This is a genomic window from Pseudomonas sp. GL_103 (genome assembly GCF_057835175.1).
On sequence record NZ_CM174420.1, the window covers coordinates 708,422 to 720,000 of the forward strand.

General features: G+C 60.8%; 12 protein-coding genes (1 of these 12 cut by a window edge). 3 read left to right on the forward strand and 9 right to left on the reverse strand.

Features of this window, described 5'->3' with window-relative positions; all coding sequences use genetic code 11:
• Window positions 1-266: 266 nt before the first annotated feature.
• The 3 genes from AC3IP0_RS03170 to AC3IP0_RS03180 form a co-directional block, all read right to left on the reverse strand.
• On the reverse strand, window positions 267-1,625 hold the full coding sequence (locus AC3IP0_RS03170) for an 8-oxoguanine deaminase (protein ID WP_489326634.1): 1,359 nt from the start codon (window positions 1,623-1,625) through the stop codon (window positions 267-269).
• A gap of 192 nt (window positions 1,626-1,817) precedes the next feature.
• Window positions 1,818-2,507 (reverse strand): SDR family oxidoreductase, encoded by a 690-nt coding sequence (locus tag AC3IP0_RS03175; protein WP_489318225.1) that lies wholly within the window; start codon window positions 2,505-2,507, stop codon window positions 1,818-1,820.
• A gap of 19 nt (window positions 2,508-2,526) precedes the next feature.
• Entirely contained in the window at window positions 2,527-2,883 is a 357-nt protein-coding gene (locus AC3IP0_RS03180; protein ID WP_489319712.1) for a MerR family transcriptional regulator, read from the reverse strand.
• Between the two features lie 82 nt (window positions 2,884-2,965).
• Here AC3IP0_RS03180 and AC3IP0_RS03185 point away from each other — a divergent pair, with 82 nt between their 5' ends.
• Entirely contained in the window at window positions 2,966-3,457 is a 492-nt protein-coding gene (locus AC3IP0_RS03185) for a hypothetical protein (protein WP_489318226.1), read from the forward strand.
• On the opposite strand, the gene AC3IP0_RS03190 is transcribed toward AC3IP0_RS03185, so the two are convergent.
• The 6 genes from AC3IP0_RS03190 to AC3IP0_RS03215 form a co-directional block, all read right to left on the reverse strand.
• Window positions 3,454-4,380, reverse strand: a complete 927-nt coding sequence (locus AC3IP0_RS03190; protein WP_489318227.1) for an ABC transporter permease — start codon at window positions 4,378-4,380, stop codon at window positions 3,454-3,456. The genes AC3IP0_RS03185 and AC3IP0_RS03190 overlap by 4 nt on opposite strands.
• Window positions 4,380-5,486, reverse strand: coding sequence for an ABC transporter permease (locus tag AC3IP0_RS03195; protein WP_489326635.1), 1,107 nt, complete (start codon window positions 5,484-5,486; stop codon window positions 4,380-4,382). Before AC3IP0_RS03195 ends, AC3IP0_RS03190 begins: the two co-directional genes overlap by 1 nt.
• An 11-nt stretch (window positions 5,487-5,497) precedes the next feature.
• Window positions 5,498-7,063 carry an ABC transporter ATP-binding protein gene (locus AC3IP0_RS03200; protein WP_489326637.1) on the reverse strand — a complete coding sequence of 522 codons (1,566 nt, stop codon included), beginning with the start codon at window positions 7,061-7,063 and terminating at the stop codon, window positions 5,498-5,500.
• A gap of 547 nt (window positions 7,064-7,610) precedes the next feature.
• Window positions 7,611-8,192, reverse strand: coding sequence for an IMPACT family protein (locus AC3IP0_RS03205; RefSeq protein WP_489326638.1), 582 nt, complete (start codon window positions 8,190-8,192; stop codon window positions 7,611-7,613).
• Window positions 8,193-8,210: 18 nt separating this feature from the next.
• Window positions 8,211-8,861, reverse strand: coding sequence for a TetR/AcrR family transcriptional regulator (locus AC3IP0_RS03210; protein ID WP_489326639.1), 651 nt, complete (start codon window positions 8,859-8,861; stop codon window positions 8,211-8,213).
• A gap of 105 nt (window positions 8,862-8,966) precedes the next feature.
• Complete coding sequence (locus AC3IP0_RS03215; RefSeq protein ID WP_007971880.1) at window positions 8,967-9,887, reverse strand: LysR family transcriptional regulator; 921 nt, start codon at window positions 9,885-9,887, stop codon at window positions 8,967-8,969.
• Window positions 9,888-10,026: 139 nt separating this feature from the next.
• Between AC3IP0_RS03215 and aptA the strand changes: the two genes are divergently transcribed.
• Complete coding sequence (gene aptA, locus AC3IP0_RS03220) at window positions 10,027-11,376, forward strand: omega-aminotransferase AptA (RefSeq protein WP_150727764.1); 1,350 nt, start codon at window positions 10,027-10,029, stop codon at window positions 11,374-11,376.
• A gap of 74 nt (window positions 11,377-11,450) precedes the next feature.
• On the forward strand, window positions 11,451-11,579 hold the 5' portion of the coding sequence (locus AC3IP0_RS03225; protein WP_056725206.1) for a CoA-acylating methylmalonate-semialdehyde dehydrogenase. The gene runs 1,365 nt beyond the window's last position; only the first 129 of its 1,494 coding nucleotides appear in the window; the start codon lies at window positions 11,451-11,453; the stop codon falls past the right edge of the window.

Sequence of the window (11,579 nt, forward strand, 5' to 3'; positions counted from 1 at the left end):
ATTGCTGACCAACAAGACAACAAAACATGAATCCGCGGTGATGCTATCGCGAGCAGGCTCGCGACAGGTCCTTGAAGTCCGATAACAGTGCATGTCCTTGCACAGTTGCCATCCACTGGTGCGCCAATCCAGATGGTCATGACCCTCCACAAAACCAATGTGGGAGCGAGCCTGCTCGCGAAGGCGGAGTGTCAGTCGACATCGTCAGTGACTGAAATACCGCCATCGCGAGCAGGCTCGCTCCCACAGTTTTAATCGGTGTTGTATCAGGTCCCGGCGATCAGTTGCCGCGCCGCCTGGCTGTGATCGGCAATCAACCCCTTCAGATCCAACCCCTCGACCTGCCCATCGATCACCCGCCACTTGCCGCCGATCATCACTCGATCCGCGCGATCGGCGCCGCACAGCAGCAGCGCCGAGACTGGATCATGACTGCCGGAGAAGCGCAGTTCATCCAGCTTGAACAGGGCCAGGTCAGCCTGCTTGCCCACTGCCAGCTCACCGATATCGCTGCGCCCCAGCAGGCTGGCGGAACCTTTGGTCGCCCAGCCGAGCACGCGTTCCGGGGTGATCTTCTCGGCGCCGTAACGCAGGCGCTGGATGTACAACGCCTGACGCGCTTCGAGCATCATGTTCGAGGCATCGTTGGACGCCGAACCGTCCACGCCCAAACCCAGCAAGGCGCCGGCATCGGTCAACTCGATGCTCGGGCAGATGCCCGAGGCCAGGCGCATGTTCGAACTCGGGCAATGGCAAATGCCGGTGCCGGCGGCGCCGAGGCGGGCGATCTCGTCCGGGTTGAAGTGGATACCGTGGGCCAGCCAGGTACGCGGGCCGAGCCAGCCGACACTGTCCAGATAATCCACGGTGCGCAGGCCGAAGCGTTGCAGGCAGAACTCTTCTTCGTCGAGGGTTTCCGCCAGGTGGGTGTGCAGGCGTACGTCGAGTCTGTTCGCCAGTTCGGCACTGGCCGACATGATTTCCGGCGTCACCGAGAACGGCGAGCAGGGTGCCAGGGCGATCTGGATTTGCGCGCCGTCACCGCGTTCGTGGTACTCGGCGATCAGCCGCTGACTATCGGCGAGGATCACTTCGCCTTCCTGCACGGTCTGTTGCGGCGGCAGGCCACCGTCCTTTTCGCCGAGGCTCATGGAACCGCGGGTCAGCATGGCGCGCATGCCCAGTTCGCGAACGCTTTCGACTTGTACGTCGATGGCATTTTCCAGACCTTCCGGGAACAGGTAGTGATGGTCCGCCGCGGTAGTGCAACCGGACAGCAGCAATTCAGCCAACGCGACCTTGGTGGCGAGGGCGAGTTTTTCCGGGGTCAGGCGTGCCCAGACCGGGTACAGGGTTTTCAGCCATGGGAACAGCGGCTGATTGACCACCGGCGCCCAGGCGCGGGTCAGGGTTTGATAGAAGTGGTGATGGGTGTTGATCAGGCCCGGCAGGATCACGTGCTCGCGGGCATCGAACACTTCATTGCAGGGTGCGGACGGTTGTTGACCGGCGCCGAGTACTTCGACGATCAAACCGTCTTGCAGCACCAGGCCGCCACGGGCATCGAGACCGTTGGAGGTGAAAATGGCGAGGGGATTTTTTAACCAGGTACGGGTCGCAGGCATGTTGGCCGGCTCCTCTGAAAGTTGGGTTCAGGGTTGCCAGCTCAGTGTTGCCCTGTCTGCTGATCCAGGTTCGCCGGGGAGGCGAGGTGCGAAGTGTCGATCAAAACGCTCTGGCGGGCAAGCCCAACCCGACCAGACGAAGAGTAACCCTGTGGGAGCGAGCAAGCTCGCTCCCACTGTGGGCGGCGGTGATTACCAGGGAATGGTTTCACCGCGGTAATTGATGAAGTGATGCCCGCCCTTGCCGACATACGCATTCACCTGATCGACCAGGCCACGGGTGCTGGTTTCCACGTCGATGTCCGCGCCTTCACCACCCATGTCGGTTTTCACCCAGCCCGGGTGCAGCGACAGCACGGTGAGCGTGGTTTCGCCCAACTGAGTGACGAAGCTGCTGGTCATGGAATTCAGCGCCGCCTTGCTGGCCTTGTACAGCGCCAGTTCCGGCGCATCGGGCATGGTCACGCTGCCCAGCACCGAACTCATGAACGCCAGCACGCCGGTGTCCGGGCGCAGTTGCTCGACAAAACGCTGGGCCAGGTTGATCGGCGCCACGGCGTTGGTGAAAAACAGCTGACCGACTTCGGCCATTGTCGCGCCGCCGTTCGGCGTCTGGACCTCCGGCCCCTTGACCCCGGCATTGACGAACAACAGGTCAAACACATCGCCCTTGAGTTGTTGGCGCAGGGCGGACACCGCCTGCTGATCGTCCATGTCGAGCTTTTCGATCCGCACATCGCCCAGGGCCTGCAAGGCTTCGGCTTTTTGCGGATCGCGCACGGTGGCGGTGACTTGCCAGCCATCGGCCAGCAGGGTTTTCACCAGCCCGAGGCCAAGCCCCCGGGAGGCGCCAATGATGAGTGCGGTTTTTGCCTTGGACATGAGTGGCTTCCTTGAAAATTCAGAGTCGTGGATTCAATGGACACTGTTGCCCGAGCCGTTGTTGCAACTCATCGCGCAGCACGCCGAGTTCGGCCATGCGGGCTTCGATCAGTTTGAGTTTGTCTTGCAGCAGTTGCGTGACGGCGCTGTCCGGATCGGGCGACTGCCAGATTGTAGCGACGCTGTTGCCGATTTCGCCGAGGGTAAAGCCCAGTCGTTGAGCGGTCTTGATGTACTGCACCAGTTGCACCATGTCTGGCGGATAGTCGCGATACCCGTTGGCGCTGCGTTGCGCCGCGATCAATCCGCGCTGCTCGTAGAAGCGCAGCGTGTCGCGGCTGACGGCGCTGGCCTGGGCTAATTCACCGATGCGCATCATGACGTCTCGAGGGGGCTTGACCCTGGAGCATACTCCAGGCTTTAGCCTTGTTGCTCCCTGAATTGATGGAGCAATGTCGATGTGGACTTCAGCGCAATATCGCCGGTTGGTGCAAGGCAGTGCCTGGTATGACCTGATCGTGACAGTCGCGTTTGTCACGCCATGGAGTTTTGCGGCGTTGCATGGGGTTTTGACGGGGGTGAGTCAGGCGTTGAGTTTGCCCGGTGAGTTGCCACCGTTCGAACCGGTGCACATGTTGATGGCGAATCTGCTGGGGTCGATTGTCTGCGTGTGGGCAGTGCTGCGGATTCGTGATCCGCAGCAGGTTTATGGGCGGTATGACGCCGTGGCCAGATTCCTGTTCTCGGCCTGGCAGGGTTATGCCCTGATCCATGGCGCGAGTTCGCTGCTGGTGGTTTTTCTGGTGTTTGAATTGGCGTGGGGCGTGGCTCAGGTTTTGCCAGTGCGGACGCCTTCGCGAGCAAGCCCGCTCCCACATTTGACCGAGTTCACACCCATCCAATGTGGGAGCGAGCTTGCTCGCGAAGGGGCCAGACCAGACAACCACTAATGCCCGGCCTGCCACGGCTGCCCCAACGACACCGGCGCATACAACCGCGTGCGTAGCGCATCCCGGGACAACAGCACCAACACCACAATGGTCGCGACATACGGCAGCATCGCCAGCAGACTCGAGGGAATCGCCAGTCCCAACCCCTGCGCCACCAGGTGCAGGATGCTGGCTAGCCCGAACAGGTACGCGCCGAGCAGCAGACGCCACACCCGCCAACTGGCGAACACCACCAGCGCCAGGGCAATCCAGCCGCGCCCGGCGCTCATGTTTTCCGCCCACATCGGTGTATACGCCAGGGACAGATAAGCCCCGGCCAACCCTGCCATTGCACCGCCGAACAACACCGCCAGGGTCCGCACCGCCAGCACCGGCAAGCCCATGGCGCTGGCCGCATCCGGGTTTTCCCCGACCGCCTGAATGATCAGCCCGACGCGGCTTTTCAGAATCACCCAAGCCACCAGTGCAAACAGCGCGAACGACAGATACACCAACAGGTCCTGAGCAAACAGCATCCGCCCGATCAGCGGGATCTCACTCAGATAGGGAATCGCCATCGGCTCGAACCCCGCCAGCGGTTTGCCGACCCACGCCGCGCCGATGAAGGTCGACAAGCCCACACCGAAAATCGTCAGGGCCAGACCGGTGGCCACCTGATTGGCGTTGAACACCAGCGCCACCAGGGCAAACAGCGACGACAACAGCATCCCGGCGAGCATCGCCAGCAACACGCCGAGCCACAGGTGTCCGGTGTTGAACGCGACGATGAAACCGATCACCGCGCCAAACAGCATCATGCCTTCCTGGCCCAGGTTGAGGACGCCGCTTTTCTCGCAGATCAGTTCCCCCAGCGCCACCAGCAGCAACGGCGTACCGCAGCGGACCATGGCGTAGAAAATATTGCTCAGCAGATCGATATCCATCACAGCGCTCCTGCTTGTACGGCGGTAGTTTGTGCGCGGCGGGTCCAGCGCAGGTGCAAGCGCGGTCGGTAGAGAATCAGTACGTCGCTGGCCAGCAGGAAAAACAGCATCATGCCCTGGAACAATTGGGTGATCGCTTGCGGCAGGTTCAGGCTCATTTGTGCGCTTTCGCCGCCGATGTACAGCAGCGCCATCAACAGGCTGGAAAACAGGATGCCGACAGGATTCAAGCGGCCGAGAAACGCCACGGTGATCGCCGCATAGCCGTAGCCCGGCGAGACCTGCGGCACCAGCTGGCCGATGGGGCCGGTGACTTCGCACACACCGGCAAGCCCCGCCAGACCGCCGCTGATCAACAGCGCAAGCCAGATCAGGCGTCTCTCGCGAAAGCCGACGAAACCGGCGGCACGCTTGTCCAGCCCGAGCACTTTGATCTGGAAGCCGACAAAGCTTTTCTGCAACATCACCCACACCGTCACCAACGCGAGCAGGGCGAAGTAAACCCCGGCGTGGACCCGGCCATCTTCCATCAGCAACGGCAAGCGGCTGGCGTCACCGAACATCGCCGATTGCGGAAAATTGAAACCTTCCGGATCTTTCAGTGGACCGTGCACGCAATACAGCAAAAGGTTCAGGGCGATGTAATTGAGCATGATGCTGGTGAGGATTTCATTGGCGTTGAAGCGCGTGCGCAACCACGCCGTCAGGCCGGCCCACGCGGCGCCCGCCAGGGTGCCTGTAAGCAGGATCAGCACCAGCGCCCAGCGGCTTTGCATATCGATGATGTTCACCGCCAGCGCACTGCCGGCCAACGCGCCGAGCAGCAGTTGACCTTCGGCACCGATGTTCCAGATGCGCGCCTGATAGGCGACCGCCAGGCCCAATGCGCAGAGCAGAATCGGCAGGGCCTTGACCAACAATTCTGAGACGCCATACAGGTCGCTGACCGGCGCGATCAGCAAGGTGTGCAAGGTCAGCAGCGGGTCGTGCCCGAGCGCGATAAACAACAAGGATCCACAGCCCAGGGTCAGTGCAGCCGCCAGCAACGGCGAGCACCACAGCATCAGGCGCGATTGCTGGCCGCGGGGTTCAAGAGAAAGCAGCATGTGACACTCCGTTAACGCGTGGCGGATGCGAGTGATTGGGGGGCGCCGAACTGGCCGGCCATCCAGCCGCCGACATCGCTCAGGCGGGTATCGACGGTGGCATGGAGCGCCGACAGTCGACCGCCGCACAAGGCGCCGAGGCGGTCGCTGATCTGGAACAGTTCGTCGAGGTCTTCGGAAATCACCAGGATTGCCGCGCCGGCATCGCGCAAGGCAATCAAGGCGCGGTGGATGGTGGCGGCCGCGCCGACGTCCACGCCCCAGGTCGGGTGTGCGGCGACCAGCAATTTCGGTCGCTGAAGGATTTCCCGGCCGAGGATGAATTTCTGCAAGTTGCCGCCGGACAGGCTGCGGGCCGGTGCCTGGCTATCGGGTGTCTTGACCCCGAAACGGCGGATGATTTCCTCGGCCAGTGCTTCGACTTTGCCGCGCTGGATCAGGCCGTTACTCACCAAGCCTTGCTGGAAAGCGGTCAGCAGCGCGTTGTCCGCCAGGCTCAACTCCGGCACCGCACCATGACCCAGGCGTTCGGCGGGAACGAACGCCAGGCCGAGTTGGCGGCGTGCATCGGGACGCAAATGGGCGACCGGTTCCTTGCCAAAGCGGATCGTCGCGCTGGCGTTGCGGGGCAACATTTCTTCGCCGCTGAGCAAGGCCAGCAACTCATCCTGGCCATTGCCGGCGACACCGGCGATGCCGACAATTTCACCACGGCGCACTTCAAGGTCGATGTTGGCAAGCGAGCAGCCGAACGGGTCCGGGTTGTGCCAGGACAAGCCACGGACATCAAGGAACGCATCACCTCCAGCTACCTTCGGATAGTCTGCGATCAACTCCGCCGCTTCACCGACCATCAAGCGCGCCAGTTGCTGATCCGAACACTCGGCCGGCACGCAATGCCCGGCCACCCGACCGCCTCGTAAAACCGTTGCGCGGTGGCACAACGCGCGCACTTCCCCAAGCTTGTGGCTGATGAACAAAATGCTGCAGCCTTCGGCAGCGAGCCGGCGCAGGGTGACGAACAAGTCGTCGGCCTCTTGCGGCGTCAGCACTGAAGTCGGTTCATCGAGAATCAACAGGCGGATGTCCTGCATCAGGCAGCGAATGATTTCCACCCGTTGCCGTTCACCGATCGACAGGCTGTGGACAAGTCGCTCCGGTTCCAGCGCCATGCCGTAGCGCCGGGACACTTCGCGAATCTTCGGCTCAAGCTGTCTGGGTGTGCCTGCCGCCGCGCCCATGGCTAGGGCGATGTTCTGCGCCACGCTCAGGGTTTCGAACAGCGAGAAATGCTGGAACACCATGCCGATTCCCAAACCCCGGGCCTGGGCCGGGTTGCGCAGGCTCACCCTCTGACCTTGCCAGATCACTTCGCCGGAATCGGCGTGGGTGACGCCGTAGATGATCTTCATCAGTGTGCTTTTGCCCGCGCCGTTTTCCCCGAGCAGGGCATGAATCTCGCCAGGGGCAATGGTCAGGTCGATGGCATCGTTGGCCAGGCAACCGGGGTAGCGTTTGCTGATTCTGCGCAGTTGCAGGCGCGGAACCGGATCGGGGATTGGAGCGTGATTGGGCATGACAGGCTCAGTGCTCTTGGACTTGTGCCTGTGGATAAAGCAATTTTCTGGCCACTAGGTCAGGAAAACCTCGAAGCCCTGTGACCAGAGGCGTTGAGTACGCAGCTTTCAAATGTGCCACGCACAGCCCGGCACCACATGGGGGCAAGGGTGCAAATCAAGCCCCGATTTTGCTCGTGCGCTTTTGCTCAAAAAATGAGCAATCGACCACAAGCCATACCGTGCAGGGCGTCGAGACGGCCATGAACGGGTTATCCACAGATTGCTCCACAGTATTTGTGTGCAAGCTCAAAGCACGGGCATAAGCACTGAGTGGCTTTCTTCTAAAGGCGATAAACCGTTGTAACTGTTTGTTTTTATTTGAATTTGATGTGCTTGATGGCAGATTGGACGAAAATTGAGCAAAGTCCGCAAAGCCGCATGACAGAAGGGTTACAGCGGTATGTGCTCAGGTTATCCACAGCCGGGTGCACAGCAGATGTGGGCAAGTATGGAATAAGTGAAAAAGCGGCGTGCCCCAAAAGATCGCAGCCTGTGCCGAGGCTTTTTAGCGCTGCAACAAAATACGTCCGCGACTCAAATCGGCCAGCTGTGACTGCAAGGTGTCGATCTGTGCATCGCCCACGGCCAACTGCAACTCGACACCATTGGCGGTGAAGCTTTCATCCACAACCAATCCACCTGCCTCTGCCACCCGCAGCTTGACCAGGGCCAGCTCGGCAAATCCGCAAGCGCAACGCAGCGGCACCCGGCTGATCAGCTCGATCTTTGGCGCCGCTTGCAGGCATTTGTTTGCACCCCCGCCATAGGCCCGGGCGAGCCCCCCGGTGCCCAGTTGGATGCCGCCATACCAGCGAATCACCAGCACCGCGACCTGATCGCAATCCTGTGCCTCTATCGCCGCCAGAATCGGCCGGCCGGCTGTACCGCCGGGCTCGCCATCATCGGTGCTGCGATATTGATCGCCGAGTTTCCAGGCCCAGCAGTTGTGCGAGGCATTCAAGTCACTGTGCTGTTCAATGAACGCCTGGGCCTCGACCGGGCTGGAGATCGGCGCGGCGAAGGTAATGAAGCGGCTCTTGCGAATCTCTTCGCGGTATTCGCAAAAACCGCTGAGGGTAAATGGCATACGTACCTGAATGGCTACTTAGATGGCAGGTTTCAGGCCGCAGCCCTTGAGAATGATGCGGATCAGGTTGTCCCCGGCGTCTTCCATGTCCTGCTTGGTCAACCTGGCACGCCCGGTGACGCGGCAGATCTGCGTGGCGAAGTCGGCATAGTGCTGGGTGCTGCCCCACAACAGGAAGATCAGGTGCACCGGATCGACCGGGTCCATTTTACCGGCGTCGATCCAGGCCTGGAACACGCCCGCACGGCCCTGGAACCAGGCGCGATAATCCTGGTTGAAGTACTCGGTCAGGCATTCGCCGCCGCTGATGACTTCCATGGCAAAAATCCGCGAGGCTTGGGGCTGGCGTCGGGAGAACTCCATTTTCGCGCGGATGTAGCGGGTCAAGGCTTCGGTCGGATCGTCCTCGGCGGTGAGGGTGTTGAAGGTGCTGTCCCACAACTCGATGATGTTGCTCAGCACCGCCACGTACAAACCGAGCTTGTTGGTGAAGTAGTAATGCAGGTTCGCCTTGGGCAGCCCGGCATTCTGGGCGATGGTGTTCATGCTCGTGCCTTTGTACCCGTGACGGGCGAACTCGTCTTCGGCGGCTTTGATGATGGTCTCTTCGTTTTTCTGACGAATGCGGCTGACGGGTTTTCCGCCGTGGGCAGGGACTTCAAAGGTCATAGGCACTTCCGAACTGGTGGGTGGGACGGCCAGTGCGTTGATAGCGTACCCACCGGCTTGAGACAAGTCCTCACACAATAAAACACTGCACCGCTCCCACAATTTTCAACGCGTCGCCGCGAGACTCTCGAGAAAACTCTCCAGCACCAGATGGGGCCGACGCCCCTTGCGTGTGACCGATGCCAGGCTCAGGTCATAGAACCGCGTTTTCGCTTTCAATGCGCGCAATCGACCTTGCTGCACCCAAAGACTCGCGTAGTGATCCGGCAGGTATCCGATGTAGCGCCCGGTCAGGATCAGGAACGCCATGCCTTCGCGGTCCGAGGCGCTGGCGGTGCAGTTGAGCGCCTGGTAGTGAGCCTGGATCTCCGCTGGCAAACGAAAGGTCGGGGCGATGGCGTCCTGACTGTTCAGGCGTTCGTCGTCCAGTTGCTTGTCGTCGACATAAAACAGCGGATGGCCGACCGCGCAGTACAACAGCGAACGTTCGCTATACAGCGGTTGATACTCCAGCCCCGACAGTGCGCTGGCCTGCGGCACTACGCCGACGTGCAGGCGACCGTCGAGCACGCCTTGTTCGACTTCATTGGGCGCGATCATGCGGATCTGGATCTGCACATCCGGGCCGCGTTCTTTCAATTGCGCGAGGGCATGGGTGATGCGCATGTGGGGCAGGGTGACCAGGTTGTCCGTCAAACCAATGATCAATTCGCCGCGCAAGTGCTGGTGCAGGCCATTGACCTCGGTGCGGAAGCTTTCCAGTGCACTTAGCAGTTGCAACGCCGATTGATAGACCTCGCGGCCTTCTTCGGTCAGGGAAAATCCGGCACGTCCCCGTTGGCACAGGCGCAGACCGAGGCGTTGCTCCAGATCGCTCATCTGCTGGCTGATCGCCGAGCGACCGATGCCCAGCACGGTTTCCGCCGCGGAGAAGCCGCCGCATTCCACCACGCTGCGGAAAATCCTCAGCAGGCGAATATCAAAGTCGCTGACCTGGGCCAGCGGATCGGGACGGCGAGTGCTCATGCGGGTTACTCAAAAGTTTAGTAATTGACTGACTGAACATTAGAAGAGTTGCATTTCACCGACTTTATCTCCGTGGCAATTTAGCTGCAACAACGGTTTTCAATCCTTACGCCGCTTATTGCCTTGCGAGGTTTCGCCCATGAATCAGCCTGAAAACGCCCCGACTTCCCTGGCCAGCCAGCTCAAGCTCGATGCTCACTGGATGCCTTACACCGCCAACCGCAACTTCCAGCGCGACCCACGCCTGATCGTTGGCGCCGAAGGCAGCTGGCTGATCGACGACAAGGGCCGCAAGGTATATGACTCGCTGTCCGGTCTGTGGACCTGTGGCGCCGGGCACACCCGCAAGGAAATCCAGGAAGCGGTCGCCAAGCAACTGGGTACCCTCGATTACTCGCCAGCCTTCCAGTACGGCCATCCGCTGTCGTTCCAGCTGGCTGAAAAAATCACCGACCTGACCCCGGGCAACCTGAACCACGTGTTCTTCACCGACTCGGGCTCCGAGTGTGCTGACACCGCGGTGAAGATGGTCCGTGCTTACTGGCGCCTGAAGGGCCAGTCGACCAAGACCAAAATGATCGGCCGTGCCCGTGGTTACCACGGTGTGAACATCGCCGGCACCAGCCTCGGTGGCGTGAACGGCAACCGCAAGCTGTTCGGTCAGGCGATGATGGACGTCGACCACCTGCCGCACACTTTGCTGGCAAGCAACGCTTACTCCCGTGGCATGCCGGAGCAGGGCGGTATTGCCCTGGCTGACGAACTGCTGAAGCTGATCGAACTGCACGATGCGTCGAACATCGCGGCGGTCTTCGTCGAGCCATTGGCCGGTTCCGCTGGCGTGTTGGTTCCACCACAGGGTTACCTCAAGCGTCTGCGTGAAATCTGCGACCAGCACAACATCCTGTTGGTGTTCGACGAAGTGATCACCGGTTTCGGCCGTACCGGCACCATGTTCGGCGCCACCACCTTCGGCGTAACCCCGGACCTGATGTGCATCGCCAAGCAAGTCACCAACGGTGCGATCCCGATGGGCGCGGTGATTGCCAGCTCCGAGATCTACCAGACCTTCATGAATCAGCCGACGCCTGAATACGCGGTTGAATTCCCCCATGGCTACACCTATTCCGCGCACCCGGTGGCTTGTGCCGCGGGCCTGGCAGCACTCGACCTGCTGCAAAAGGAAAACCTGGTGCAGAGCGTGGCCGAAGTCGCGCCGCATTTCGAAAATGCGCTGCACGGCCTCAAAGGCACCAAGAACATCATCGACATCCGTAACTTCGGCCTGGCCGGCGCGATCCAGATCGCTCCACGTGACGGCGATGCGATCGTGCGTCCGTTCGAAGCCGGCATGGCGCTGTGGAAAGCCGGGTTCTACGTACGCTTCGGCGGCGACACCCTGCAGTTCGGCCCAACCTTCAACAGCAAACCGCAGGACCTGGATCGTCTGTTCGACGCGGTCGGCGAAGTGCTGAGCAAGATCGACTGATTTCTCCTTCTATATACCTACAAACAACAGGTGCTCCGAAGCGAGCGCCTGTGGACAACTTTTCAGGAGCTTCCATGAGCGTTATTCCGCATTTGATCAATGGCGAACTGGTGACCGAGAACGGTCGCGCGGTTGATGTGTTCAACCCGTCTACCGGCCAGGCTATCCACAAGCTGCCACTGGCGACCCGCGAAACCATCCAG

Bases quoted from the DNA above. Each gene is read 5' to 3' on its own strand.
- AC3IP0_RS03170 (WP_489326634.1), bottom strand. From the start codon at position 1,625: ATGCCTGCGACCCGTACCTGGTTAAAAAATCCCCTCGCCATTTTCACC.
- AC3IP0_RS03175 (WP_489318225.1), bottom strand. From the start codon at position 2,507: ATGTCCAAGGCAAAAACCGCACTCATCATTGGCGCCTCCCGGGGGCTT.
- AC3IP0_RS03200 (WP_489326637.1), bottom strand. From the start codon at position 7,063: ATGCCCAATCACGCTCCAATCCCCGATCCGGTTCCGCGCCTGCAACTG.
- aptA (WP_150727764.1), top strand. From the start codon at position 10,027: ATGAATCAGCCTGAAAACGCCCCGACTTCCCTGGCCAGCCAGCTCAAG.
- AC3IP0_RS03190 (WP_489318227.1), bottom strand. From the start codon at position 4,380: ATGGATATCGATCTGCTGAGCAATATTTTCTACGCCATGGTCCGCTGC.
- AC3IP0_RS03205 (WP_489326638.1), bottom strand. From the start codon at position 8,192: ATGCCATTTACCCTCAGCGGTTTTTGCGAATACCGCGAAGAGATTCGC.
- AC3IP0_RS03210 (WP_489326639.1), bottom strand. From the start codon at position 8,861: ATGACCTTTGAAGTCCCTGCCCACGGCGGAAAACCCGTCAGCCGCATT.
- AC3IP0_RS03180 (WP_489319712.1), bottom strand. From the start codon at position 2,883: ATGCGCATCGGTGAATTAGCCCAGGCCAGCGCCGTCAGCCGCGACACG.
- AC3IP0_RS03195 (WP_489326635.1), bottom strand. From the start codon at position 5,486: ATGCTGCTTTCTCTTGAACCCCGCGGCCAGCAATCGCGCCTGATGCTG.
- AC3IP0_RS03185 (WP_489318226.1), top strand. From the start codon at position 2,966: ATGTGGACTTCAGCGCAATATCGCCGGTTGGTGCAAGGCAGTGCCTGG.
- AC3IP0_RS03215 (WP_007971880.1), bottom strand. From the start codon at position 9,887: ATGAGCACTCGCCGTCCCGATCCGCTGGCCCAGGTCAGCGACTTTGAT.